This is a genomic window from Arthrobacter sp. zg-Y895, from assembly GCF_020731025.1.
In the GTDB taxonomy this organism is placed as follows: domain Bacteria; phylum Actinomycetota; class Actinomycetes; order Actinomycetales; family Micrococcaceae; genus Arthrobacter_B.
Genome location: NZ_JAJFZY010000004.1, coordinates 670,995 through 694,826, shown reverse-complemented (window position 1 = coordinate 694,826; position 23,832 = coordinate 670,995). Strand labels below are relative to the sequence as shown.

Annotated in this window: 23 protein-coding genes; 9 read left to right on the top strand and 14 right to left on the bottom strand. The window is 66.1% G+C overall.

Features of this window, described 5'->3' with window-relative positions:
* Positions 1-32: 32 nt before the first annotated feature.
* On the bottom strand, positions 33-1,853 hold the full coding sequence (locus LJ760_RS10060) for an immune inhibitor A domain-containing protein (protein WP_227922372.1): 1,821 nt from the start codon (positions 1,851-1,853) through the stop codon (positions 33-35).
* A gap of 273 nt (positions 1,854-2,126) precedes the next feature.
* On the opposite strand from LJ760_RS10060, the gene LJ760_RS10055 reads away from it, so the two are divergent.
* Positions 2,127-3,848 (top strand): bifunctional metallophosphatase/5'-nucleotidase, encoded by a 1,722-nt coding sequence (locus LJ760_RS10055; RefSeq protein ID WP_227922369.1) that lies wholly within the window; start codon positions 2,127-2,129, stop codon positions 3,846-3,848.
* Between the two features lie 183 nt (positions 3,849-4,031).
* Positions 4,032-4,301, top strand: a complete 270-nt coding sequence (locus LJ760_RS10050; protein WP_227922367.1) for a GlsB/YeaQ/YmgE family stress response membrane protein — start codon at positions 4,032-4,034, stop codon at positions 4,299-4,301.
* Between the two features lie 118 nt (positions 4,302-4,419).
* Here the strand turns inward: LJ760_RS10050 and LJ760_RS10045 are convergent, their stop codons facing one another.
* Positions 4,420-4,662: a hypothetical protein gene (locus LJ760_RS10045; RefSeq protein ID WP_227922365.1), complete on the bottom strand. Its 243-nt coding sequence runs from the start codon at positions 4,660-4,662 to the stop codon at positions 4,420-4,422.
* Between the two features lie 119 nt (positions 4,663-4,781).
* Here LJ760_RS10045 and LJ760_RS10040 point away from each other — a divergent pair, with 119 nt between their 5' ends.
* Positions 4,782-5,282, top strand: a complete 501-nt coding sequence (locus LJ760_RS10040) for a DinB family protein (RefSeq protein WP_227922363.1) — start codon at positions 4,782-4,784, stop codon at positions 5,280-5,282.
* Here the strand turns inward: LJ760_RS10040 and LJ760_RS10035 are convergent.
* Together LJ760_RS10035 and LJ760_RS10030 are read right to left on the bottom strand one after the other, a co-directional pair.
* Positions 5,279-5,824: a GNAT family N-acetyltransferase gene (locus LJ760_RS10035; RefSeq protein ID WP_227922360.1), complete on the bottom strand. Its 546-nt coding sequence runs from the start codon at positions 5,822-5,824 to the stop codon at positions 5,279-5,281. The two genes, LJ760_RS10040 and LJ760_RS10035, sit on opposite strands and share 4 nt — an antisense overlap.
* Before the next feature lie 39 nt (positions 5,825-5,863).
* A complete protein-coding gene (locus LJ760_RS10030) occupies positions 5,864-6,307 on the bottom strand; it encodes an SRPBCC domain-containing protein (protein WP_227922356.1) in 444 nt (147 codons plus the stop codon).
* Positions 6,308-6,371: 64 nt separating this feature from the next.
* Between LJ760_RS10030 and LJ760_RS10025 the strand changes: the two genes are divergently transcribed.
* Positions 6,372-6,854, top strand: coding sequence for a GNAT family N-acetyltransferase (locus tag LJ760_RS10025; RefSeq protein WP_227922353.1), 483 nt, complete (start codon positions 6,372-6,374; stop codon positions 6,852-6,854).
* Positions 6,855-7,163: 309 nt separating this feature from the next.
* The gene (locus LJ760_RS10020) at positions 7,164-8,972 is read left to right on the top strand and encodes a hypothetical protein (protein WP_227922351.1); all 1,809 of its coding nucleotides are present in this window, start codon (positions 7,164-7,166) and stop codon (positions 8,970-8,972) included.
* A gap of 36 nt (positions 8,973-9,008) precedes the next feature.
* Here LJ760_RS10020 and LJ760_RS10015 read toward each other — a convergent pair whose 3' ends face one another.
* The 9 genes from LJ760_RS10015 to LJ760_RS09975 form a co-directional block, all read right to left on the bottom strand.
* A complete protein-coding gene (locus tag LJ760_RS10015) occupies positions 9,009-10,331 on the bottom strand; it encodes an HRDC domain-containing protein (RefSeq protein WP_227922348.1) in 1,323 nt (440 codons plus the stop codon).
* Between the two features lie 83 nt (positions 10,332-10,414).
* Positions 10,415-11,038, bottom strand: a complete 624-nt coding sequence (locus LJ760_RS10010) for a DUF3000 domain-containing protein (protein ID WP_227922807.1) — start codon at positions 11,036-11,038, stop codon at positions 10,415-10,417.
* Positions 11,039-11,161: 123 nt separating this feature from the next.
* Positions 11,162-12,244: a threonine aldolase family protein gene (locus LJ760_RS10005; protein WP_227922345.1), complete on the bottom strand. Its 1,083-nt coding sequence runs from the start codon at positions 12,242-12,244 to the stop codon at positions 11,162-11,164.
* Positions 12,245-12,279: 35 nt separating this feature from the next.
* Positions 12,280-13,044, bottom strand: a complete 765-nt coding sequence (locus LJ760_RS10000; protein WP_227922343.1) for an SDR family oxidoreductase — start codon at positions 13,042-13,044, stop codon at positions 12,280-12,282.
* On the bottom strand, positions 13,041-14,450 hold the full coding sequence (locus LJ760_RS09995) for a DUF6421 family protein (protein WP_227922341.1): 1,410 nt from the start codon (positions 14,448-14,450) through the stop codon (positions 13,041-13,043). The genes LJ760_RS10000 and LJ760_RS09995 overlap by 4 nt, the downstream gene beginning before the upstream one ends.
* A 128-nt stretch (positions 14,451-14,578) precedes the next feature.
* On the bottom strand, positions 14,579-15,055 hold the full coding sequence (locus LJ760_RS09990; protein WP_227922332.1) for a hypothetical protein: 477 nt from the start codon (positions 15,053-15,055) through the stop codon (positions 14,579-14,581).
* A gap of 108 nt (positions 15,056-15,163) precedes the next feature.
* Positions 15,164-16,795: a peptide chain release factor 3 gene (locus tag LJ760_RS09985; RefSeq protein WP_227922323.1), complete on the bottom strand. Its 1,632-nt coding sequence runs from the start codon at positions 16,793-16,795 to the stop codon at positions 15,164-15,166.
* An 87-nt stretch (positions 16,796-16,882) separates the two neighbouring features.
* Entirely contained in the window at positions 16,883-18,166 is a 1,284-nt protein-coding gene (locus LJ760_RS09980) for an MFS transporter (RefSeq protein ID WP_227922320.1), read from the bottom strand.
* Positions 18,163-18,789, bottom strand: a complete 627-nt coding sequence (locus LJ760_RS09975) for a winged helix-turn-helix domain-containing protein (protein WP_227922317.1) — start codon at positions 18,787-18,789, stop codon at positions 18,163-18,165. The genes LJ760_RS09980 and LJ760_RS09975 overlap by 4 nt, the downstream gene beginning before the upstream one ends.
* A 711-nt stretch (positions 18,790-19,500) precedes the next feature.
* Between LJ760_RS09975 and LJ760_RS09970 the strand changes: the two genes are divergently transcribed.
* From LJ760_RS09970 to LJ760_RS09955, 4 genes are all read left to right on the top strand, one after another.
* A complete protein-coding gene (locus LJ760_RS09970; RefSeq protein ID WP_227922315.1) occupies positions 19,501-20,667 on the top strand; it encodes an acetyl-CoA C-acetyltransferase in 1,167 nt (388 codons plus the stop codon).
* A gap of 189 nt (positions 20,668-20,856) precedes the next feature.
* A complete protein-coding gene (locus LJ760_RS09965) occupies positions 20,857-21,348 on the top strand; it encodes a YybH family protein (RefSeq protein ID WP_227922313.1) in 492 nt (163 codons plus the stop codon).
* Between the two features lie 11 nt (positions 21,349-21,359).
* The gene (locus LJ760_RS09960) at positions 21,360-22,769 is read left to right on the top strand and encodes a purine-cytosine permease family protein (protein ID WP_227922310.1); all 1,410 of its coding nucleotides are present in this window, start codon (positions 21,360-21,362) and stop codon (positions 22,767-22,769) included.
* 3 nt (positions 22,770-22,772) lie between these two features.
* On the top strand, positions 22,773-23,441 hold the full coding sequence (locus tag LJ760_RS09955) for a cyclase family protein (RefSeq protein ID WP_227922307.1): 669 nt from the start codon (positions 22,773-22,775) through the stop codon (positions 23,439-23,441).
* Here the strand turns inward: LJ760_RS09955 and LJ760_RS09950 are convergent.
* Positions 23,431-23,775: a ribosomal maturation YjgA family protein gene (locus LJ760_RS09950; RefSeq protein WP_227922306.1), complete on the bottom strand. Its 345-nt coding sequence runs from the start codon at positions 23,773-23,775 to the stop codon at positions 23,431-23,433. The two genes, LJ760_RS09955 and LJ760_RS09950, sit on opposite strands and share 11 nt — an antisense overlap.
* Positions 23,776-23,832: the final 57 nt, after the last annotated feature.

The following is a 23,832-nucleotide window of genomic DNA, read 5'->3' as shown; positions in this document are numbered from 1 at the left end:
GGGCCAAGCCGCTGGAACCAGCCAGGGGTGAACTAGTTCACCCGCACCGTCATCATGCCTTTCGGATTACTGTTCACGACGGTGATCTTCGTGCCCGTTCCGGCCACCACCACGCTTGCCTGCGGGTTCGCCGGATCGTAGTAGGCGTTCGGATTGGTGTCATCGAATACCGGAACGCCGGGACGGGACGGTGCCTGCAGAGTGGTCATCACGGTGGCGGTTTCCCGGTGCAGGAGGATCGGGTCGGTGGCTTCCTTGCCGAAGGTGGCATCGAAGCTCTGGATGCGGTTGCGGGCGATGGTGCCGTCGGACCACCGCAGGGTCTGCGGATGCGCATCAACCGGAAGGATCAGACCCGCACCCGGGTGCTGGCGGGTGTTGTTGTTCCGCTGTCCGGCGTTCCAGTAGGTGACCAGCAGGCCGTCCTGGTACGGGTAGTGCTCCACCCGGTCCGGGGCGCTGACGGCCCAGCCGAAGTTGTACGGTCCGGTCCGCAGTGTGTCGTCATAACCCATGTACTGCCGGTTTTCGGCAATGTAGTAACGGCCGTTTCCGGCGGCATCCCGGGGCAGCGTAACCACCAGGGCCTGCTGTTTCTTGGTTGCGTGGAAGGCCGGGCCGAGTTTGTGGGTGGACTTTGTGCCGGCGGCCGCGGTGTCGTAGTCCAGCCAGCCGAGCTGCAGCTTTTCCCAGGCCCCCATGTGGTTCGGCGTGGTGCCGATGGTTCCGTCGCCGTGGCCCAGCCAGGAACCGGAGCTCATGAGCGTCCAGAATCCGGTGCTGTTTTCGCCGCCGCTGGTGTCGTAGAGATCCGGAAGGCCGAGGTCATGGGCGTACTCGTGTGCAAACACGCCGAGGCCGCCGTTTTCCGGTTCCGTGGTGTAGTCGCGGATCCAGACCTTGGAATCGCCGATCCGGATACCTCCGAACGGGTTGGTCGCGGGTCCCTGCGTGCCGGCGCCGGCCTGGCCCACTGACCAGCGGTGTGACCAGATGGTCGACGTCGGAGCGCCGGCCTCTTCGCCCTCGCCTGCGTGAATTGCCTGGAAGTGGTCGATGTAGCCGTCGGGCTCATCGAAGTTGCCGTTGTTGTTGTAGTCGTAGCGGTCCCACTGGTCGAACCCGGCCAGGTAGGCGTCAATGTCAGCGGCGCTCTTGCCGGCAGCAATCTGCGCTTCGTACCAGGCATCGGCGGCGTCCTGCACGAAGCGGGTCATGTCCTGCTGGCTTTCGGTCTCGCCGTAGCTGGCGGAGTTGTAGGGGACCGTAACCCAGTCGCTGACATCGCCGTCGACCGTGTAGCGGCCGCTGGACATCTCCTCATAGAGGGTTTTCAATGATTCTTCCTGCGGATCGAAGAACATATCGAGATAGTGCTGCCTGTCGAAGTCCGGCTCCCAGTACGTCGAGTTGTCCACCGCGCGGTTCGGTTCCGGAATCTGGTTGTGCTGCGGCCCGGCGGGCGCAGTAGGGAAGCGCGGATCCACCTGGTTGCCGAAATCGATGAGGAAGGACAGGATCTGGTCGCTGTCCTCCAACCCGTACTCCGCCCACTGCCCGGGCGCCACCTGCACGGCCTTCGAACCGCCGCGTGTCTGCACGGGCGCTTCTGAGCGGAGGACCTTTTCAATAGCCTGCTGGTTCAGTTGACGGCGTTCGTCGGCCGCGGGATCGGAACGGTCGTCTGCTTTGGCGGCGTTCCCGTCCGGCCCCGGTGCGGCGGAGAACCCGCTGGGAGCCGGCGCCGGTTTGGCCGGGGCGGCTACGGCCGCCACCGGGGAGAGGACAACGGCACTGCCGATGGCCAACACCAATGCGCACCGGAAACTCCGGTGCCTGTTTTCGTTTTTCAAGGCTTCCCCTTAGTGCAGCGTGTGAGTGAGGTGGGATTACGTTACGTTTTGGATGTCGCCTTTCGGGCGAGAAGGGCCGGTGTTTTTTTATTTGGGAAAAAGTGGAAGCAAAAGAACACCGAGGTCTTCCGGAATGGGACTTTTACCTGTAAGGGTGCCTAAGGGGACATTTACACGCACTATGAGGAGTTGTTTAGTTTGATGCATTCATCCGTCCGTCGCCGGGGTGCTGCCACCGCAGTCACCGCGGCCGTGGCAGTTACACTCGTGTCGATGACACCCGCAGCAGCCGCGCCGCCTGAGCATGCCGGCAAGGACCAGAAAACCAGTGTCACGGTTATGGGGACCTCCGACATGCATGGCTATGTCGAGAACTGGGATTATTTCAAGGACGGCGAATACGACGACGCCGCACACAACGACGTCGGATTGGCAAAGGTCTCCACTCTGGTGGACTCTGTCCGTGCTGACCGCGGCGTGGAATCCACCATGCTGATAGATGCCGGTGACACCATCCAAGGCACCTCCCTGACCGACTATTTCGCCAACACGGAGCCGATCACCGAGACCGGGGAAATCCATCCCATGGCTGCGGCAATGAATTCCATGGACTACGACGCCGCGGCGCTGGGTAATCATGAATTCAACTACGGCCTCGAATTGCTGCGCGAGTTTGAAGGCCAGTTGGACTTCCCGCTGCTCGGAGCCAACGCCGTAGACGCCGCAACGGACAAACCTGCCTTCACCCCGTACATCATCAAGACGGTCAAGACCAAGGGCAACAAACCCGTGAAGGTCGGGGTTCTGGGACTCACCAATCCCGGGGTGGCCATTTGGGACAAGAACAACGTTGACGGGAAGCTCGAATTTCCCGGCATCGTGGAGCAGGCACAGAAATACGTTCCGGAAATGAAGGCCCGCGGCGCCGACGTGGTGGTGGTGAGCGCCCACTCGGGAACCTCCGGCACCTCCTCCTACGGTGACGACCTGCCGCTGGAAAACGCCTCCACCCAGCTGGCTGAAACCGTGCCCGGCATCGACGCCATCCTGGTGGGCCATGCCCATCAGGAAATCCCGGAACGCTTCGTGGCCAACAAGACCACTGGCGAGAAGGTCCTGCTGACCGAGCCGCTGAACTGGGGCATGCGGCTGTCCGTAATGGACTTCGAACTGACCAAGGTGCGCGGGCAGTGGGACGTGACCTCGGCGTCGGCGTCCCTGTTGAACGCCAACACCGTCGAGGCGGACCCCGTGGTCTCCAAGCTGGTAGCCGAACAGCACCAGCGCGTGATCGACTACGTCAACACGCCCGTCGGCAATGCCACCGAGTCGATGCCCGCGGAGGAGTCCCGGTACCGCGACACCGCCGTGATGGACTTCGTGAATTCCGTCCAGGCCCAGGCGATGGACCGGGCGCTCGACGGCGGCCCCAACGCCGACCTGCCGGTGCTCTCCCTGGTGGCACCCTTCAGCCGCACCGCGGAAATTCCCGCCGGTCCGGTCACCATCCGGGACCTTGCCGGTTTGTACGTCTTCCCGAACACCCTGTTCGGCGTCGAAATGACCGGTGCACAGGTCAAGGAGTACCTGGAGTACTCGGCGAAGTACTTCACCCAGACCGCCCCCGGCGCACCGGTGGATCCCGCCACGCTGACCAATGCGGGCGGCACCCCCGACTACAACTACGACATGATGTCCGGCGTCGACTACGACATCGACATCAGCCGCCCGGTGGGGGAGCGCATCGTCAACCTGAGCTTCAACGGGGCTCCGGTGGATCCGGCCCAGCGGTTTGCCGTGGCAACCAACAACTACCGGCAGTCCGGCGGCGGGAACTTCCCGCACATTTCCACGGCTCCGGTGCTGGTGAACCAGCAGACGGAAATCCGGCAGCTGCTCATCGACTATGTGGTGGCCCAGGGGACCGTGGATCCGGCTGATTTTGCCGAGAACAACTGGCGACTGGTACGCAACGGGGTGCCTGTCTTCGAATAGCCGGGCGCCGGGCAGCTGACAGGGCCGGGATGGCCGGACCCAATCGTCCGGTTATCCGGGCGTGCCCAAGCCGAATTAGACAGCACGCTTAGGAAATCCAGCGGGTTTTGTCTAAGCTTAACTGCAGAACGCGCGGGCGCCTCGTGCTCCCGTTGCATGCACCGCTACGAAGGGACCAGAACCATGATCGGATTCATCATTGCAGGGCTTGTCATCGGAGCCCTCGCGCGGCTGATCAAGCCGGGCCGGCAGAACCTGGGAATCGTTGCGACTCTCCTTCTGGGCCTTGTCGGCTCCGTCATCGGCGGAGTCATCGCGAGCCTGCTGGGCACCGGCGACATCTGGGAGCTCAACATCCTTGGCTTCATCGTCGCCGTTGTCGCCGCCATCCTGCTGATCGGCGTCGCCGAGGGCGTTGCCGGGCGCGGCAAGGGCAACCAGGTCCGCCGCTAGACCGCACCATTAACCAAGCCGTCCCGGCACTCGACGCGTACAACGCGTTGAGTGCCGGGACGGCTTGGTTTAAGGCTGCTTTTTCAGCCGGAAACAATGTTGAGGGTTCGGGCCCGGTCTAGGCCGATACGGGCTGCCGGCTGCTCTGCCGTTGCGCCGGGAGTTCCGACCTCGGTGCGGCCTGGGCCTCACGATCTTGAATCTCCGCTTGAAGGGAGAGGTAGAACGCCAGAAGCCCTTCAACGAGGGGGCCGTCTTCAAGTTGGATAAACGCCTGATCGCACAGGGATTCAAGCGTGCTGTCCGTCATTGCGGAAAAGTCCGCAAACAGGTCAATGGAAACAATGGGACGTTGGGTCATTGAGCATCCTAAACAGAGGAACCCGGGCCCGCGTCTAAACCAAGGGATTACCACCCTAACCTGTTCGGCACCCTATGTAAATACGGCCGATAGGGGGAAGGTTCACTTAGATTGGGGCCATGGAAAATGACACCCGAGTGGAACCGCCCGAGACAGCAGGCGAACGTGAGACCCTGATCGGTTTCCTGGACTACTTCCGGGCCACAGTGCACCTGAAGGCGGCAGGACTCAGCGACGCCGACGGCGCCAAGCAGCTACTGCCGTCCCTCACAACGGTCTCCGGACTCGTTCAGCACTTGACCGACGTCGAGCAGTTCTGGTTCCTGGACCGGATAGACGGACAGCAGGGGGTGCCGACACGGTGGTCCGAAGAGGACCCGGACGGCGAGTTCCGCGTCTCCGAGTCAGACAGCCTGGCCGGGCTGCTCGCCGACTATGGCGCTGCCTGCAGCCGGTCGCGGGAAGTGTTGGCGCGGTACGACCTGGAGGACCGCTGCCGGGGCGGCAACGGGGGACAGAGCGTGCGCTGGGTGCTGGTGCACATGATTGAGGAAACCGGCCGGCACTGCGGACACCTGGACATTCTGCGCGAGCTGCTGGACGGCTCCACCGGCGACTAGTCCGTCAGGCGAGCACCGTCCGAACCGGACCTGGTCCAGTAGTACATCTTGACGAGTGCACCGCGCTGGCGCTGCTGCTCGGTCCGCACCGGATGGAATCCGGCCCTGCGCGCAACCGCCTCACTTAGGCTGTTTCCGTAAATGGTGCGCAGGGCGACCTGGGGAATGCCGCTGGCCAGTGCCCAGTCGCTGAGTCCACGCGTGGCGGCAGTGGCGGCGCCTCGGCCGCGGCCGGAGGGCAACAGTGCATACATAAGCTCCGGCGTGCCGTCCACCGTGGATGAGATTCCCGCTGTGCCCAGCACCTCCTTGCCCTCCCGCAGCGAGTACCGGGCCAGGAGGCTCTCGCCGCGGGCTTCCGCTGCCCGGCTCATACGGTAACGGGCCCGATCCTCGCTGAGGTCCGGCGGGAAAAGGGTCCAGCGGATAACGTCGCCGTCCCTGGACAGGGCCTGCTCAAGGCGCCAGTCCGCCGCCGTCAGGATGTGGAGGGTGAACCTCCCCACCTGGATTGTGTCCGGGGTCTGCGCGAGAAGTGGCATCCGCCATTATTGCGCCCTCAGTCAGGGCTACCCAACCCCTCAGGCAGGTTCCGCGTGTCCGGCCACGGGAACTGCTTCCAACAGGGTCTTCAGCCCCGCGTAGATGCCCGGTGTGTCGTGGTCTACGGAAACGGCAGAGGCTCCGTGCAGCCCGGTGATGCGGACGGTCAGATCACACCCGTCTCCGGCTTGTTCCAGGGTGTATTCGAGGACACCGGGAGATTCGCCGGCCACCGTTCCATCCCATTCCGGGTTAAAGGTCAGGGCCAGGCGTACGGGGGCCTCCACTGCCAGGACCGTTCCGGTGATCAGGTCCTCGCCGTCGTAGCGGAAGGCATAGGAGCTGCCCTCCGCCAACGATCCGGTCAGGACCGAGTCCCACATCCAGGCCTTCGGGGTGTCGGCGGCAGTCAACTCTGCCCAGATCCGGCCGGGAGGTGCTGCGATGTGCGTGCGGTAGATCGTCGAAGCTGTCTCGTCCATAGTGGATCCGCTTTCCTGTGGGGTGGCACTACCGGGTGCCGTCGCGGGTGACGATAATCCATACATGCCCGAACCGCTATCCCTCCGCCCACGTACCGCCCAGGACCTGGACACCATCATCAGTTGGATTCCCGACGACGCCGCGCTTTTGATGTTTGCCGGCCCCCGGCTGTCGTGGCCGCCAACCGGTGCACAGTTCGCGGAACCGGCTGCCGTGCCGGGACTCACCTCTTGGGTAATGTGTGCCGGGCGGACACCGCCGCTTGGGCATGCCGAGCTGACCGTACGGAACGGGCACGCGCATATTGCTCGGGTCATCGTAAACCCGTTATTTCGGGGGCAGGGGCTTTCGAAACGGCTGATGCGGATGGTCGTGGGACGAGCCCGCGCCCAGGGCGCCCGGAGCGCGGGGTTGAGGGTCATCAAGGGGAACACCGTCGCCCTGCGGGCCTACCAACAGCTGGGTTTCGTGATCGATCCACGCGGGGAAACCGCGGAGGCCTGGGTGCTTGAACTGGATCTGGGGGAGCCGGCAGCCAACGGTTAGGCAACGGGCGCCGTCCCGTGCATGGCGGTGCGGGCAGGCCGATGCCACACTGCTGGTACTGTAAGACGCCGGGATTTTTCGGGTTAGGTAATGGGGGACGAGATCAGAACAACAGCCACCGACGAACAGAGCACCGCGCTCCCACGTCATTTGTCGTCCTCGCATCGGGCTCCGCGCCGCACCAACCGTGCCACATTCACGTGGGTGTTGGTCGCCCTGGTTTGCTCCGCTGCCGGGTTTGGGACAGTCGTGGCAGTCCGGGGAGCCGGAGGCCTCGTCGGATGGGGCAGCTTGGTTCTGTTGGCCGGGATGATCATACTTACTCCCGTAGCCAGGTCTTTTTCGCTTCGGATCCTGCTCGGCATCATCGGATTGGCCGGTATCTCCCCGTTTCTGTGGTGGATCAAAGCCGACGTGCTGTTTACGGACCGGGGCACTATCCTTCTGGCGCTGGCAGCGGGGGCCCTGTGCGGTTCAGCCGGCGCCGGGGCTGTCAGGGGCTTGTCCCTGCGGAGGCTGCTGCCGGAGTTCCGTTCCATGGACGCCCTCCCGATCCTTGCCGGCGCTGCGTCTACCTGGGTTGTCCATAATTACCTCTTGTCCAGAAGCCTCGACTCCACCCTGTTCCTCCTGACGCGGTCGTGGGATTTTGCCCCGCACTTCAACATGTTCAACATGATCCGGAACCACGGCTCAGTGATCGCGGTGCTTCCACCGGCATTCGACGGCAGCGCGTGGACCGCCTCAGCCTATCCGCAGGGGTATCACGCCCTGCTGGCGTCCCTCGCGGAGATTTCCATGGGCAATGAAGCCATGGACGTTGCCGGTGAAGCTACCCTGTTCCTCAAGCTTGTAGGGGTCAGTTCCATCCTCGGGACCGTTCTGGTGGTTTCGGCGCTGACTGCCCTGCCGGTATTCCGGCGCCGTTTGGCAGTGACGGCACCGTTGACGGCGTTGGCGTGCGCCGCCTGGGTCGTGGGCCCGGGAGGTATCCCGGTGTTCAACGCGTTCCCCAACTTTGGACTCGCCGTGGCCCTCTCCATTGCTGCCATAGCGCTGGTACACCTGCGGACACTCCTGCATCCCCTTGTCTCGTCAGCGGCTTTGGTGCTTGCCGTCGTAGGAGTGGCACACGGCTGGATCCTGCTGCTCGTCCTTTGCCTCCCGGCGGTTATCGTCTATGCCGCGTATCTGCTGTCGCACCGCCGCGACTGGCGCTGGCCGGAACTCACGGGCCAGGTATTGATTATCGGCATCGGCCTTGCAGGCGTACTGGCGGCGGCCTGGCAGCTTCGGAAAATGTCCGCCGGGGAAGTGCTGAACACTGATGGCGGGATGCATGAAACGGATCCCGGCCTGACCCTCATTTTCGTTATCGCGACTGCCGCGGTGGTCTGGGCGCTGGCAGCGTCACGCGGGACCCGATCCCGCACCATGCAGAGGCATTCGGCCTGGCTTCTGGCCACACCGCTTTACGCGGCCGTGCTGCTCATCGCCTTGGCGGTGTTCCAGCTGACAAGCGCTGACGAGATCACGTATTACTTCCACAAGTCGATGCTGGCAGTGGAACTGGTTGCGGTGGTCTGCGCAGTCATTGGCGCCGGTGAACTTCTACTCCCGCGGATCCGCGCAATGGCGGATCGGCGTACGGTTACCGCGGCATCCGTCCTTGCAACGCTCTGCGCCACCCATTTCTTTGGGGCCCCGTACACGGGCCTGGACGAAAAGGGACTGAAGGCCTCGGCATTTGGCTCGGAGGTTGCTGTCAACCAGGACAAGTCACTGTCCGGGCCGCTCCCTAAGCCAATCGAGAAGCTTGAGGCCATGGCCGTTCCAGGCAGGCAGCCGTTTATCTATGTCGGGCACGATGTCGGCACTGATCCGCTGCTGATGGCCCAGTGGTCCCTGACGCTGCAGGGTATCTGGTCAGAAGGCGTCCAGCCGGCAATTCCCATGCTGAAGCCGTTGTACAAGGGCCCGAACCAGGTACCCAACGCCGTCGAGCCGATCCTGGAGTCCTCCATGGACCTTGACGTCGTTGTGGACCCGGAACTGGTGGCTCCCCTTCAGGAGTGGCTGCCGGAGCATGCCCACCGGATTACCACCTGGAAGCAGTAGGGAAGCAGTAGGGAAGCCTGCCCGGGGCAGTACCCGCTAGCGGCCGCGGTGGCCGGCGGATTTGTCCTCAGCCGGCTTTTCCTCCAGCGGGTCCGGATCGAGGAAGGCCACGGTGAGGACAGCGGCGGTCTGCTCGATCTGCCACTCCCGGGCACCGAGTTCGCGCAGCGCGGCGCCCACGGTCTCCAGATTGATCTCGGCAGGCGGCCGCCAGGCCAGACGCCTCAGATGGTCCGGCGTGAGCAGGTTCTCCAGCGGCAGGTTCAGCTTCTCGGCCAGCGCGGTGAGCCGCGGTTTGGCGGTCTGCAGACGGGCAGCGGCAGCCGGATCATTCTTGGCCCAGACGCGGGGAGGCGGCGGGGCATGGGTCGGGATATGCAGCGGAGGCAGGTCCGCAGTAGAGCGCGCCGCGGAGATGCAGCGGAGCCAGCGCGGTGCCTCCTTCTGCGCGGCACGGCCGTGGAAGCCGGGGGTCTTGAGCAGCTGCGGCACCGTCGTCGGCATGGCCCGGGCGGCGGCGACAATAGCGGAATCCGGAATGAGCCGGCCGGGGGCGGTGTCCCGCAGTTCGGCCAGGTGCTCGCGTTCGGTCCAGAGTTCGCGGACGGCGGCCAGCTGGCGGCGGTCCCGGAGCTGGTGCATGCCGGAGGTGCGGCGCCAGGGATCCACCCGCGGGGACGCCGGCGGAGCGGTACGGATGGCTTCGAATTCCTCCTCGGCCAGTTCCAGCTTGCCGGCTTCCTCCAAAACGCGGATCAGTTCCAGGCGCAGCTCGGCGAGGACCTCGACGTCGAGCGCGGCGTAGCGCAGCCACGGTTCGGGCAGCGGGCGGGTGGACCAGTCCGCAGCCGAATGTTCCTTGGCCAGCGAGAAGCCGAGCAGGGTTTCGATGACGGCGGCCAGGCCCACGCGGGGCAGTCCGGCGAGGCGGGCCGCCAGTTCGGTGTCGAAAAGCTTATCGGGCCACATGCCCAGGGCCGAAAGGCAGGGCAGGTCCTGGGTTGCGGCATGCAGGATCCACTCGACGCCGCTCAGGGCCTCGTTGATGATGCGCAGGTCGTTGAAGGCTTCCGGATCGATCAGCCAGGTACCGGCACCTTCGCGGCGGATCTGGACCAGGAACGCGCGCTGGCCGTAGCGGAATCCTGAAGCGCGTTCGGCATCGACACCGGCCGGGCCGGTGCCCGCGGCCAGGGCGGCGGCGGCCCGTTCGAGGCCGCGCTGGGAATCAATGACCAGCGGCACGCCGTCCCGCGGCATTTCCAGCACCGGAATCGGCTGCGGCTCCGGCTGTTCCCCGGCTGAAGCGGGTGTGGTGCTGGACTGGTTTTCGGTCGTGCCGGGTATGTGCGCGGTCATAAGGATTCCATTCTACCGAGGAAGCCAGCGGCTGCGGACAGCGGGGACAGCCCACGGGTCCGCGCCTGCGGCAGGTGCGGCGCTCAGCTCCGGCGTCGGCCGGGAAGGGGGGTGACGCCGTCGGGCAGCGGGGGCAGGCCGGCGAAGGTGCAGACCATGTCCGACCAGGCTTCCAGATGGGACTGCACGTCGGCGTCGGCCGGAGTCCAGGAGGCGCGGAGTTCAATGTCGATCGAATCATCCCGGCGCTCGAGGGTGCCGTAACTCTCCGACAGCACCCGGGTGGCCGTTCCGCCGGCCATGGAGTATCGGGCGTTGTGCTGCTCCAGCGCTTCCACCAGCCAGGTCCAGGCGACGGAGCCGAGCAGTTGGTCATTGCCCATGTCCGGTTCCAGTTCGGCGCGGATATAGGTGACGATGCGGAAGGTGCCGTTCCAGACGGGGGAGCCGGCGGGATCGTGGAGCAGGATGAAGCGTCCGGTGGCCAGCTCCAGCTGGTCGGGGACCGGCGGTGCGGCGGGTCCGTGCAGGCTGCCCGGACCGACGGGGCCGGGAGCCAGAACCTCGGCGCCGAGGGAGACGGCATACGGGGCCAGCCGCGTGGGTGCCGGAATTTCTTCCAGCTTCAGCTCCGCCCGGCAGGCCGCCCGGCGCAGGGCACCGAGCGCGGTCAGGAAATCCGGGGGCACCTGGGACAGGTCACCTATTGCACTCACCTCCGCAGACTACGGGCTGTGCAGCGCCGGGGGCGGGGCAGGCTCGCCGCTGTGGCCGTTTCGTTACCTGCCGTCCATGCCGCGCAAGCGGCCGGACGGCAGGCAACGGAAGGCTCAGCGTGCGGCCAGCGGTGCCGTATCCGCAGCGACTTCGCGGGCGATGGCCGCAGCGAAGGCATCAACATCATCCTCGGAGGTATCGAAGGTGCACATCCAGCGCACCTCACCGGTGGACTGGTCCCAGTCGTAGAACCGGAAGTCGCCGCGCAGCCGGTCGGCGACACCGGCAGGCAGCTTGGCGAAGACAGCGTTAACCTGGCTGGGCTGGGTGATTTCCACCCCGTCGATCTGCTCGACGGCGGCTCGCAGACGACTCGCCATGGCATTTGCGTGCGAGGCCGAGCGGTGCCACAGGTCCGTACCGTACAGGGTGACGAACTGGGCGGAGATGAACCGCATCTTGGAGGCCAGCTGCATGTTCATCTTGCGCAGGTAGTCCAGTCCGGGGGAGGCTTCCGGGTCGAAGGTGATGATGCATTCGCCGTACATCATCCCGTTCTTGGTGCCGCCCAGGGACAGGATGTCCACGCCGGCGTCGGCGGTCATTTCCTTGAAGGACACGCCCAGCGCTGCGGCCGCGTTGCCCAGCCGGGCACCGTCCATGTGCAGCTTCATTCCGCGGGCGTGGATGTGGTCCGCTATCGCGGCGATCTCCTCCACCGTGTACAGCGTGCCGAGCTCGGTGGACTGGGTGATGGAGACGGCCAGCGGCTGCGCGCGGTGCTCGTCGCCCCAGCCCCACGCCTCACGGTCGATCAGCTCGGGCGTGAGCTTGCCGTCGTCGGTCGGGATGCCCAGCAGCTTCATGCCGCCGATCCGCTCGGGTGCGCCGTTCTCGTCCACGTTGATGTGCGCCGTCGTCGGGCAGATGACCGCACCCCAGCGGGGCAGCAGGGACTGCAGGGCGGTGACGTTCGCGCCGGTGCCGTTGAAGACCGGGAACGCGCGGATGTGGTTGCCGAACTGGTCGGTCAGGACCTCGCGCAGCTTCGCGGTGTACACATCTTCGCCGTAGGCCACCTGGTGGCCCTGGTTCGCGGCGGTCAATGCGGCGAGGATTTCCGGATGGACACCGGAGTAGTTGTCGGAAGCAAAAGCCTTAATTGCGGTGTCGTGCAGGGGGAGTATGTCAGTCACGGTTCCTAGTATCTCTTACGTTGATGTAGTTCAGGTCACGTCGACGGTACGAGGCGAATCCGCTGCCCGTTGACCTCTGCGGCATCCTGCTGGAAGAGCCGGACGACGGCGGCCGCCAGGTCCGCGACGTCGGTGTAGCCGGGGAACCTGCGGTCCGGGGCTGCGGCGCGCTCAGCGGAGTCCACCAGTGCCTTGACCACGAAGACGACGGCGGCGGCGCGCTGGGGTTCCGGGTTATCCTTCCGTCCGGACTGGGCGCCGCGGAACCCTGCAGCGATGGCCCGGACCCAGGCTTCGGCCGCGGCTTTGGCAGCCGCGTATCCCGCGCCGGCGGCCGTGGGGGACTCCACCGCCGTGGAGGAGACGATCGCCAGCCGTCCGCCCGGGGAGGCCTCGAGCTGGTCGTAGAAGCTGCGGCTGACATTTCGCAGGGTGCGCAGGATGTTCGTTTCCAGGAAGTCCCAGTCCTGCTCGCTCTGGGAGCCGATGCCGGTGCCGGCCCGCCAGCCGCCCACGAGGTGGATCAGGCCGTCGATCCCGCCGTAGATTTCCTGCATGTCGGCCGCCAGGGCCGCCACTTCGCCGGCGTCGCTGAGGTTGCAGGTGCGCAGGTCGGCGTCGTACAGGTGGAACAGCGTTTTCTCGAGCCGTGCGGCATCGCGGCCAACCGCAACCACCTTGGCGCCCGCCGCCTCCAGGGCTTCGCAGACGGCGGTGCCCGAGGGGCTCCCGGCGCCGGCCACCAAGACGGTCCGGCCCTTCAGCGGGGCCGCGGCTGCCGTGCCGGGTTCAGTGCTCATTCGGGGGTGCCTCCCGTGCTGTAGCCGGTGATCCCGGCCGTGGATTCGATCACCGGGGCCATCTTCTTGGACAGGGCTTCGTAGAACATGGAGAGCGGGAATTCGTCGTCGAGCACCTGGTCGGTAAGGCCGCGCGGCGGTCCGTCCAGCGGCAGGGCCTGCGGGCCGCGGGCCCAGACCGAGGCCGGGTTCGGCGTCAGTGTTCCTGCCACCAGATCGTACGCCGCCAGCCAGTGCGCCGTCTTGGGCCGGTCGATGGAACGCCAGTAGAGTTCCTCGATTTCGGCACCGAGCCGGACGACGACGTCGGCCGTTTCCTCCCAGTCGATGCTGAGCTTTCCGTCGGTCCAGTGGAGTACGTGGTTCTGGTGCATCCAGGCGAAGAGCAGCTGGCCGCCGAGGCCGTCGTAGTTGCGCACCCGGCTGCCGGTGATCGCGAAGCGGAAGATGCGGTCGAAGATCACCGCGTACTGCACCAGCCGGGCGTGCCGGCGGGTTTCCTCGGGGGCGTCCTCGTTGCGCTGGATCTTCACGGCTTCGCGGAACGCGGTGAGGTCGCAGCGCAGTTCCTCCAGGGAGTAGAGGAAGTAGGGCATGCGCTGCTTGATCATGAACGGATCGAACGGCAGGTCCCCGCGCATGTGCGTGCGGTCGTGGATGAGGTCCCACATGATGAAGGTTTCCTCGGTGAGCTGCTGGTTGTTCAGCAGTTCGGCGGCCTCAGCCGGCAGCTGCAGGGAGGTGATGTCCGCGGCGGCGGCCAGGACCTTGCGGAAGCGGGCGGCCTCGCGGTCGGCGAAGATGGCGCCCCAGGTGAAGGCGGGGGTTTCGCGCACGGCCACGGTTTCCGGGAAGAGCACGGCCGAGTTGGTGTCGTAGCCCGGGGTGAAGTCCAGGAAGCGGATGGGGACGAAGAGCCCGTTCGAGTACTCGCCGGCCTCGAGCTCGGCGACAAACTCAGGCCAGATGACCTCGATCAGCACGGCTTCCACGAGGCGGTTGGTGCTGCCGTTCTGGGTGTACATGGGGAAGACCACCAGATGGGACAGCCCGTTCACGCGGTCCTGCTGCGGGGCGAAGGCCATCAGTGAATCCAGGAAATCCGGTTCCTTGTCCAGTCCGCCGTCCACCCAGCGCTCAAAGTCTTCCACGACCAGGTGCAGGTACCCGGCGTCGTGCGGGAAGGCCGGCGCCAGGGCCGTGACGGCAGCGGCAATGGTTCCGATCAGCTCGACTGCGTGCCCGTGGTGCTCGGGATCCACGGAACCGTTCTTGTTCTGCAGGGGCTGCAGGGCCGTGGCCGCCGCCTTCAGCGCCTTCCAGGCTTCGGATTCCTCGGGCCGGACGTCGGAGGTAACGGCAGCGAAAACCGGGCGGGAGAGTGAGGGGAAAACTGGGGAGGACATGGTGCAGTGCCTTCCGGGAAGGGCCTTCCCGTGAGACCGGGGGCGGCAGGTGGAGTAGTTGCGGCCAGCATACTCACAAATTCCTAACGCTTACCTGAAAGCACCGGATAAATTAGCAATCCTTATGCTCAACGAGATGTGGCGGGGGTCACTCCGGTGGTCTCGCTTGGGTCCGACGGCGAATGGCCGCCTTCTCGCCGGGGTTCGTTCTCGATGGGCATCTCGGGGATGGCGCTGTCCATGCGCTCGGGTGTCCAGTACTCCAGCGCCTCGGCAGCCTCGCCGGGTTCGGCGGTCCGGGAGACAGACAGCGCGCAGGGGTCGGGGTCAGTCGGCGTTGCCTCGGGGGCAGCCTTGTCCGGCGGGGTCGGCTGTTCCGGGACAGACTGGCCCGCAGGCACGGGTTCTATGGCGTCCACCGGTCCAGCCGGCGCTGCGTCCGCACTGCTCGGGCACTCGATCGGCGGGCCAGGGAGGACCGCCGGTGCGGGTTCGATGCTCCGGGTCTGCTCAGCCGGCGCCGAGTCCGCGCCGCCCCCGCATCCAGTGGTTAGCAGTGCGGCAGCCAGGAGTACCCAGCATGCCGCTATCCCTTTACGCATCATTCGGGCAGGCTAGCGCAGTTGGGCAGCCTACGGTGCGGAATGCGGAATCAGTTCGGTTTCTTTTGTGGACGCGGCCTGTCCTTCACCTGCTGTACAGGTGACGGATGCCTAGTAGCCGCGGCTGCTGTTGGGTGATTCGGTTCCGATGACCGTCAGGGACACCTCCGGGTGGTTCTTTTCCACCCGGCGCAGCGCCCAGACATCGTTGAAAACGGCCACGTAGGCGCCGTCGGTGCGTACCAGGACCTCGGCCCCATGCACGTTGGACAGGATTTCCACGGCGTCCACAGTGGTCAGCCGGGCCAGCGAGTAGGAGAGCTGCTCGTAGCGCATGGGCGCATTGAAGTCCTGCGTCATGCGGTCCTCGACCACTTCGAACTGCATCGGGCCGACTGCTGCCAGGACAGGTGCCTGATCGCCGCGCCGGTCCGAGCGCAGCACCTGGATGATGCCCTCGTGCTCGAGCTGGTCGATGCCGCGCCGGAACTGCTTGTACCGGCTGGGGTCCTGGGACCGGGCCACACGGAAGTGTTCGGGGGAGAAGAACGGAATGGGCGGGTATTCCACCGGTTCCTCGACGTAGAGGCTGTCGCCCACCCGCAGGGCGGAAGCGTTGACCAGCCCGACGACGTCGCCCGGGTAGGCCTGGTCAATCACTTCGCGTTCGCGGCCGAACAGGTGCTGGGCGTACTTGGTGGCGAAGGTCTTGCCGGTGTTGGAGTGCGTGACCACCATGCCGCGTTCGAAGATGCCGGAGCAGACACGGATGAACGCCACGTGGTCGCGGTGGGCCTTGTTCATGCCGGCCTGCACCTTGAACACGAAGCCGGAGAACGGCGCCTCGACGGGGCGGAGCCCGCCGTCCTTGTCCTCGCGGGCGGAGGCCGACGGCGCCAGGTCCACCAGGGCGTCCAGGATCTGCTTGACGCCGAAGTTCAGGGCTGCCGAGGAGAAGAGGATGGGGGTGGCCTTGGCGTCCAGGAACTTGTTGCGGTCGAACTCGCGGCCGTCGATGACCAGCTCGGCTTCGTCCAGCGAATCGGTCCAGGCGTCGCCTTCGCGGGCCAGGGCGTCTTCGGGGCTGAAGTGTTCTTCCTTCGCCAGCGAGGCGCCGGAGTTCTGCCGTTCGAAGTGGACGTATTCGTCCTTCTGCAGGTCCCAGACGCCGCGGAAATCGCCGGCGATGCCCACGGCCCAGGTCAGCGGCATCGGCTCGAGGCCGGTGCGTTCGGTGATCTCGTCCATCAGGGCCAGCGGATCCAGGCCGGGCCGGTCCCACTTGTTGATCACGGTGATGATGGGCAGGTTCCGGGCGCGGCAGACCTCGAAGAGCTTCATGGTCTGGGTTTCCAGGCCCTTGGCGGCGTCGACCAGCATCACGGCGCAGTCCACCGCGGCGAGGACGCGGTAGGTGTCCTCGGAGAAGTCGGCGTGGCCGGGCGTGTCCAGCAGGTTGATCACGGTGTCGCGGTAGGCGAACTGCAGGGCCGTGGAGCTGATGGAGATGCCGCGGTCCTTTTCCATCTGCATCCAGTCGGAGACCGTTTCGCGGCGGTTTTCCTTGCCGTTGGTGGCACCGGCCGTGCCGATCACCCGGGCGTGCAGGGCCAGCGCTTCGGTAAGCGTGGACTTACCGGCGTCGGGGTGCGAGATCACGGCAAAGGTACGCCGGCGGGCGGACTCCCGAACGATCTCTTTGGTGGCGGTGGCGCTGACGGGGGTGGAAACCTGTTGGGACACTCCGCTGCTTTCAGACTCTGGTGGGTGGGACTGCCGGCGGGGGAACTGCTTGCTGCCGGGCAGTCGGCTGCTCAGAACACAGCTTTTTCATTCTACCCGCCCTGTGTCGGGCACCCGGACGGGTGTGTCGGTGCCGCCGTCGTCGCCGTCACCCGCGTTGCCGGCCGGGTGTGCGTGCCGGGAGAGCAGGGGCACTGCCGCAAGCAGGCACACGGCGGCCATGGCCGTCACCAGCACCTGGTAGGGCAGGATCCCGATGAGTACCGCCGCAAGCATCGAGGCCCCCACCTGGGGAAAGTTGGTCATTACCTGCGTTACGGCCGCGGTCCGGCCCTGCATGCCCGGCGGTGTTTCTTCCTGCCGCAGCGTGACAAAGGCGATGATCATCCAGGAAGCGCCCGTGCCCACCGCCGCGGCGCCGGCCATCACCAGGGGTAGGAAGGCAAGCGCGGTGGTCAGTACGCCGCCGGCAAGCAGGGCGACGCCGAAGACCATGCAGCGACGGATCCCGAAACGCCGGATCACCAGGCTTGCCGTGAGCCCGCCCAGAACCGCCATGACTCCCTGCGCGCCCAGCAGCACGCTGAGGAACTCCGGCGGCTTCCCCAGGCCCTGCTCCACCGTCGCGAAGACCGTCACGTTGAGGATTCCGGTGGCTCCCATGGCGATACCCAGGGTCAGCAGGGCGCGGCCGAGCAGGCGGTGCCGTGCCATGAAACGGACCCCCGCCGTCGTGCTCTGCCAGAACGTCTCACCGGCATCCCGGACGGTGACCGTTTCGGCCAGTTTCAAGGTGGCCAGGATCAGCGCGGCCGCAAGGAAGCAGGCGCTGGCGAGCAGTACAACGGTGTGCATTCCCCAGAGGGCGAGCATTCCGGCGCCTGCCAGCGGCGAGACGATGCGCAGGCCCTGGTCGATGCTGCTCAGGATGCCGTTTGCCGGGGCGAGGAGGCGGGTGTCCAGCAGGTCGCGGAGCAGTCCGGATTGGGCGGCTGCAGTGATGTAGGAGGAAATGGCGTAAACGAAGATGACGGCATAGACCAGCCACACGGTGTCGACGCCGCGGACAGCCAGGAGGGCCAGGACGACGACGCCGGCGCCCAGGTTGTTGATGATGAGCAGCGGTCGACGCCGGTAGCGGTCTGCCAGTCGGCCGGTGAAGGGTGCCAGCAGGGCCGGGAGGCCGAGGGCCGCGAAGACGAGGCCTGCGGCGGCGTCGCTGCCGGTGAGCTGCTTCACCCAGATGGCGGCGGTCAGGAACAGCACCGAGTCGCCGAAGTTGGAGAACACCCAGGCGAACGCCAGTCTTCGGAAGCCGGGAACGCGCAGGACCTCACGGTTGGTTCCCACTGCCGGCGGCGTCGTTGTCATTCCGGCCCCGGATCAACATTGAGGACGGAGAACAGGCGGACCGGGACCGCTCCTTCGGGGCGTTGGTCCGGGTTCTCCCAGCGGCCTTCGAAGCGTCGGGCCAGCTGCCACAGGTCTTCGCGCAGCTGCAGGATTTCTTCGTGGGTGGCGTAGGTGCGGGCCTCGTGCACCGTGGACACCTCGAGGTCCTCCGGGGGAAGTGCGGGGGAGCGGCGGAGCCAGGACTGGATGCGTGCCAGCTGGCGGTCCACCTCTATGGCTGCCACGGCGGAAACCGCGTGCACGGAGCCGGGCGCCTCCGGATCGATGACGTGCGAGCGGTGGAGTGCAACCGTCTTCCACGGCTTTTCCCGCCCTGCCTGCTGGACCTGTTCGATGAAGCCGTGCCTGGCCAGGATGCGCAGGTGGTAGGAGCAGCTGGCTACGGATTCGCCGATGGCTGCGGCGCACTGAGTTGCCGTGGCCGTCCCGGCGTCGTCCAAGTGGCCGAGCAGTTCCAGTCGGACCGGATGCGCCAGCGCCCGGATCTGCACCGGATCGGCGAACACTTGCTCGCCGGGCGCTCCCGGGGTTGCCGCATGCTGTCGAGGGCCGGGTTCGGCGGGGTCCGGGGTCTGGGTCATGGGTTGAGGCTAGGTGCTAAAGGAGTCTTTAGCAAGGGTTCTTTAGGTTTGGGTTTGGGGTTGAGGAACTGGAGCATGTGCTCGGGGTGCGGGGATGGCGTGGACCGGTGCTGGGTGCGGGGGTCGGGGTCGCGGGGCCGGGGTGGGTGCTGGTGCTGGTGTGCGGGGATGGCGTGGATGGTGCGGGGCCGGTGCTGAATCCCTGCGTTATGTCGCAATCCCTGCGGTTTGTCGCGATCCCTACGCCGCGCGGCGCAGGGATTGTCACAAAGTGAAGGGATCTGGACAAAGCGCAGGGATTCGGAGTGGGGGACGTGGACAAACCGAAGGGATCCGGACAAAGCCAGGGATTCGGAGTGGGGGACGTGGACTAACCGAAGGGATCCGGACAAAGCCAGGGATTCGGAGTGGGGGACGTGGACTAACCGAAGGAATCCGGACAAACCGAAGGGATCTGGACAAAGCCAGGGATTCGGAGTGGGGGGCGTGGACAAGCCGAAGGAATCCGGACAAACCGCAGGGTTCCGGAGGGCGGAGCGACGCGCACGGACCGGCACGACGGCACGGCCGGACACATACCGCCGGTCTGGTTACCGGCGCGCCGGAATCGCTTATTGTGGTGCACGGCACATGCCTTGCGCATCGCGTGCCGCCCCGGGTCCCGAAGACTTGGCGACCAACCTGCCTTACAACGACGAAAGGCCCTCGACCATGGCTGAAGCGTTCATTATTGACGCCGTCCGCACTCCCGTCGGCAAGCGCAACGGGGGGTTGAGTAAAATCCACCCTGCCGACCTCGCCGCGCACGTGATTGCCGAAACGGTTCGGCGCACGGGGATCGACTCCGAAGAGTATGACGAGGTCATCCTCGGCGCCATCGACCAGGTGGGACCGCAGGCCATGGATATTGCCCGCACCTCCTGGCTCGCGGCGGGCCTGTCCGAACGTGTCCCCGGCACCACCGTGGAGCGCCAGTGCGGCTCAGGCCAGCAGGCCGTGTCCTATGCGGCGCAGGCCGTCATGAGCGGCACCAGCGATCTGGTGATCGCCGGCGGCGTGCAGAGCATGTCCTCCGTCCCGTTGTCCTTCGCCAACTCAGCGGCCAAGGAGCTGGGCTTCCCGAATCCGTTCGCCGGTTCCGTGGGATGGGAAAAGCGCTACGGGAACCAGCAGATCTCACAGTTCATCGGTGCGGAAATGATGGTGAAGCAGTGGGGGCTGAGCCGTGAGGAGATGGAGGACTTCGCCGTCGAATCCCACATCCGCGCCATCGCCGCGCAGGCCGAGGGACGCTTTGACCGGGAAATCCTCGCCATGAACGGGGTCACCGCAGACGAGGGTCCCCGCGATCCCGACCGCGCGAAGATCGCCACCCTGGCTCCGCTGGCCGAGGGCGGGCACCTCACTGCAGCCACCTCATCGCAGATTTCCGACGCCGCCGCCGTCCTGCTGCTTGCCTCCGAGGATGCCGTGCGCCGTTACGGCCTGAAGCCGCGGGCCCGCATCCACTCCATCTCCGCCCGCGGGGATGACCCGGTCATGATGCTCAGCGCCCCCATCGAAGCAACCCGCCATGCATTGAAGCGCACGGGGATGAGCATCGAGGACATGGACCTGCTGGAAATCAACGAGGCCTTCGCCTCCGTGGTGCTGGCCTGGCAGCGTGAGCTCGGCGTGGATATGAACAAGGTCAACGTCAACGGCGGCGGCATCGCCCTGGGCCACCCGATCGGCGCCACCGGTGCGCGGATCATGACCACCCTGCTGCATGAACTCGAACGCACGGGCGGCCGCTACGGACTGCAGACCATGTGCGAGGGCGGCGGCCAGGCGAACGTCACCATCATCGAGCGGCTGGACGAGGGCTTCCGGCTGTAGGCGGTACGGGACGGGCCGGCGCTCGCGGCGCCGGCCCCCACCGGGCCGCCCCGCTCCGTTTGACACGTGACAGCGCTCACATCAGACTGGAGCAGGTTTTCTAATACGCACCAGTTGTTTCCTCAGAGTGCGTTTCAGAAACGCCCCATCCGCTTACGCTGCCTGCAGCCCGTTCCGAAAGGCTGGCCCATGGATACCCCCGCTCCGGCCCGGTCCCTGTCCGAAAACGACGTCCTCGACGCGGCGGCCCGCCTGGTCGCCGCGTTCTCCCGTACCGACACGGAGGCGTACTTCGCGGCGTTCGCTCCGGACGCAACCTTCGTCTTCCATACAGAGCCGGCCAGGCTTGAAAGCCGTGCCGAATACGAGGCGCTCTGGGCATTCTGGCTAGCTGACGGCTGGTCGGTCACTGCGTGTGAGAGCTCCGAGGCGCATGTGCAGGTGTACGGCACCAGCGCGGTGTTCAGCCATACGGTGCTGACCACGGCCGGCACGCCCGGCGCCGCGGCGACCACCAGGGAACGGGAAACGATCGTCTTCACCCGGTCCGGTGACCGGATCCTGGCAGTCCACGAGCATCTGTCCCCGGTGCCGGACCCCGGCTTCAGTCTCGAGCCGGCCGATGCGGGTGCCGCAGAAGGTGCCGACGCCGGCGCCACGCCCGTCGTCGTCGTCGCCTAAGGGGAATCCAAATGTCCGCAACCGCGCAGCCGTCCGCCTGGACCCGTCTGTCCCGCCGCCTCGACAAGGACGCCGAGGGTTACGGCCCGCTCCGCGGTACCCTCGGCGTCGGGCGCATCGGCATGATCTGGCTGGCCGCCAACCTCGTGGTCACCACCCTGCTCACCGGAACCCTCTTCGTTCCCGGCGTCAGCTGGCCCATGGCCCTGGGCATGATTGTTCTGGGCACCCTGATCGGGGGAGCAGTGCTGGTGCTGGTGGGCAACATGGGCACCCGCACCGGGCTGCCCACCATGTCCCTGACCAAGGGGTCATTCGGACTGCGTGGCTCGTTCCTGCCCGTGGCCGCAAACGTGGTCATCCTGATGGGCTGGAGCTGGGTCCAGGCCATGCTTGCCGGAGTCACGGTGAACTTCCTGGTGGAACGTGCCACCGGTTTCTCCAGTCCCGTCCTCTTCTCCGTGCTCTGCCAGCTGCTGGTGGTGGCCCTGGCCATCTTCGGCCATAAGGGCATCGCCCGGGTGGAGCCGTGGCTGGCCCTGGTGATCCTGGCCATCATGGCCTACGTCTTCGCCGTCGCGTTCCGGGAATTCCCGGTGGCCGACTTCGCTGCCATTCCCCGGGACGCCGACGCCGGGATGTCGGCGATCTCCGTGCTCGACGTCGTCATTGCCACAGCCATCTCCTGGACTGTACTTTCCGCCGAGTTCAACCGGCTGGCGAAGTCCCAGACCGCCGGTGTGGCCGGCTCCGCCGTCGGTTACGTGGTCTCGACAGTTCTGGCCATGGCGCTGGGCGCCACCGCGATTGGCTACGTTGTGCTCGACGGCGGCGAGGCGGTGGGGTTTGATCCGGCCCTGATCGTGGCGATCTTCGGCGCGCCGCTGGCCGTGGTGATTTTCCTGTCCGTGATGGCTACGAACACCATGGTGGTGTACGGCATGGTCTCCTCCGTGGTGAACATGGTGCCGTCCCGGCGGATCCGCTTCCTTCCCACGGCCGTGGTGCTGGGTGCCGTGTCCGTCCTCGGTTCCACCTGGCTGGGCCTGCTGGACAGCTTCACGTCCTTCCTGACCGTCATCGGCGCCCTGTTCATTCCGGTGTTCGCGGTGATGATCGCGGACTATTACGTAGTGCAGAAACGTTCGTACAGCGCGGACATCCTGCTTGGCGACGGCGGGCGCTACTGGTTCCGGCGCGGCATCAACGCCGCGGCACTGGTGGCCTGGCTGGTGGGCGCGGGTGCCTCCGTGCTCCTGACCTATGTGCTGCCCAGTCCGCTCGGGGCCACCATTCCCACCTTTGCGCTCACCTTTGTCCTCTACCTCGGCTGGTGCGCGGTGACCGGCCGAGTGGTTGCAGGCCGGCCGCAGTCCCTCCACCTGAGCGAGTCCGCCGCGGTTGCGGACGGAACGGTGTAGCCGATGCAGGTTGTCGACCTCAGCCATCCGGTCCGCACCGGAATGCAGGTTTTCCCCGGCGACCCGTCCGTGGAGCTAAACAGTGCGGCCACAGTGGCTGCGGACGGCTTCGCCGTGGCGCAGCTGCACTTGGGCAGCCACACCGGAACGCATCTGGACGCGCCGCTGCATACGGTGCAGGACGGTACTCCCGTGGACGCGATGCCGTTGGAGGCCCTCATGGGTCCCGCACGGATAGTCTCCCTGCCCGAGCCCGCCGCCAACACCGTCCTCCGATGGAAGGACGTGAGCGGGCAACTGGCGGGCCTGCTGCCCGGAACGGTTGTGCTGTTCTGCACTGGCTGGTCCCGGCACTTCAACACCCGCACCTACCTGCAGCACCCGACCTTCGACGCCGAAATCGCCGAACGTCTTGTGGAGGCCGGGGTGCGGCTGGTCGGCGTCGACACCCTCAACCCGGATCCAACGCCGGGGCCGGCGGAACCCGGACATGCCGAGGGTGGAACGTTCCTGCCGTTCCACGATGTGTTCCTGGGCGCAGGAGGCGGGATTGTCGAGAACCTGACGAACCTGGACACGGTGCCGTGGCCGGAACCGTGGTTCTCGGCGCTGCCCCTGCGGCTGGAGGGACTGGACGGTTCGCCCGTGCGCGCCGTGGCGTTTAAGCCCTGACCCGATCCCGGTTCCGGCGGTCCTGCATGCGGCCGAGCAGCCGGTCACCCAGACAGGCTCCCGCGGCACCCATCAGATACGCGGGAAGGTCCCAGGAGTTGAAGGTAGTGCCGAACACCAGCCGCAGCGGCGGCCACGTGGTTCCCCACGTCGTCGGATAGCCGGTGAGCTGGAACAGCTCGACCAGGACGCAGAACACGACGGCGGCACCTGCTACCCGCCACAGCCGTGCCCCCGGGAGAACGAAGGCCAGCAGCAGATACAGAAGCGCGGCATACAGGATCCCGCCGGACGCGTCGCCCAGTATCCCCGGCAGCCCGGTGCGGGCGACCAAGCCCAGCACCAGGACCGCGACGGCGGCGCAGGCAAGGGCAGTGCGGCGGCGCAGGCG

Coding starts and splice junctions, on each gene's coding strand:
- LJ760_RS10055 (WP_227922369.1), top strand. CDS start 2,127: ATGACACCCGCAGCAGCCGCGCCGCCTGAGCATGCCGGCAAGGACCAG.
- LJ760_RS10050 (WP_227922367.1), top strand. CDS start 4,032: ATGATCGGATTCATCATTGCAGGGCTTGTCATCGGAGCCCTCGCGCGG.
- LJ760_RS10045 (WP_227922365.1), bottom strand. CDS start 4,662: ATGACCCAACGTCCCATTGTTTCCATTGACCTGTTTGCGGACTTTTCC.
- LJ760_RS10040 (WP_227922363.1), top strand. CDS start 4,782: ATGGAAAATGACACCCGAGTGGAACCGCCCGAGACAGCAGGCGAACGT.
- LJ760_RS10035 (WP_227922360.1), bottom strand. CDS start 5,824: ATGCCACTTCTCGCGCAGACCCCGGACACAATCCAGGTGGGGAGGTTC.
- LJ760_RS10030 (WP_227922356.1), bottom strand. CDS start 6,307: ATGGACGAGACAGCTTCGACGATCTACCGCACGCACATCGCAGCACCT.
- LJ760_RS10025 (WP_227922353.1), top strand. CDS start 6,372: ATGCCCGAACCGCTATCCCTCCGCCCACGTACCGCCCAGGACCTGGAC.
- LJ760_RS10020 (WP_227922351.1), top strand. CDS start 7,164: ATGATCATACTTACTCCCGTAGCCAGGTCTTTTTCGCTTCGGATCCTG.
- LJ760_RS10015 (WP_227922348.1), bottom strand. CDS start 10,331: ATGACCGCGCACATACCCGGCACGACCGAAAACCAGTCCAGCACCACA.
- LJ760_RS10000 (WP_227922343.1), bottom strand. CDS start 13,044: ATGAGCACTGAACCCGGCACGGCAGCCGCGGCCCCGCTGAAGGGCCGG.
- LJ760_RS09995 (WP_227922341.1), bottom strand. CDS start 14,450: ATGTCCTCCCCAGTTTTCCCCTCACTCTCCCGCCCGGTTTTCGCTGCC.
- LJ760_RS09990 (WP_227922332.1), bottom strand. CDS start 15,055: ATGATGCGTAAAGGGATAGCGGCATGCTGGGTACTCCTGGCTGCCGCA.
- LJ760_RS09980 (WP_227922320.1), bottom strand. CDS start 18,166: ATGACAACGACGCCGCCGGCAGTGGGAACCAACCGTGAGGTCCTGCGC.
- LJ760_RS09975 (WP_227922317.1), bottom strand. CDS start 18,789: ATGACCCAGACCCCGGACCCCGCCGAACCCGGCCCTCGACAGCATGCG.
- LJ760_RS09970 (WP_227922315.1), top strand. CDS start 19,501: ATGGCTGAAGCGTTCATTATTGACGCCGTCCGCACTCCCGTCGGCAAG.
- LJ760_RS09965 (WP_227922313.1), top strand. CDS start 20,857: ATGGATACCCCCGCTCCGGCCCGGTCCCTGTCCGAAAACGACGTCCTC.
- LJ760_RS09960 (WP_227922310.1), top strand. CDS start 21,360: ATGTCCGCAACCGCGCAGCCGTCCGCCTGGACCCGTCTGTCCCGCCGC.
- LJ760_RS09955 (WP_227922307.1), top strand. CDS start 22,773: ATGCAGGTTGTCGACCTCAGCCATCCGGTCCGCACCGGAATGCAGGTT.